This window comes from Mesorhizobium sp. M8A.F.Ca.ET.161.01.1.1, from assembly GCF_004792105.1.
Lineage (GTDB): Bacteria > Pseudomonadota > Alphaproteobacteria > Rhizobiales > Rhizobiaceae > Mesorhizobium.
Genome location: NZ_SRTD01000212.1, coordinates 1 through 350, shown reverse-complemented (window position 1 = coordinate 350; position 350 = coordinate 1). Strand labels below are relative to the sequence as shown.

At 73.4% G+C, this 350-nt stretch carries 1 protein-coding gene; it reads left to right on the top strand.

Going from position 1 to position 350, the window contains the following annotated elements:
* Positions 1 to 108 precede the first annotated feature (108 nt).
* A partial coding sequence (locus tag EN804_RS35375; protein ID WP_210237388.1) for a hypothetical protein occupies positions 109 to 350 on the top strand: 242 nt, incomplete at its 3' end.

Genomic DNA, 350 nt, shown 5'->3' with positions numbered 1-350 from the left:
CGAAACCGGTGGCGTCGACGCCAGCCGCATGCCGCAGTGGTGGCAGTGACGGGGGCGGCGGGCAGCGCAGTGCACGCGTTGTCCGCGATCCGGCACTGGGTGTTCGACATGGACGGCACGCTGACGGTGGCCGTGCATGATTTCGCCGCGATCCGCCGTGCGCTGCACATCGCGGCCGAGGAAGACATCCTCGACCATATCGCGGCGCTGCCGGACGCGCCGGCGCAGGCCAAGCGCGCGTGGTTGCTGGATCATGAGCGCGCGCTGGCCGAGGACGCGCTGCCCGCGCCGGGTGCGGTGACGCTGCTGCGCGCGCTGGCGGCCGCCGGGTGCCGGCTGGGCATCCTGAC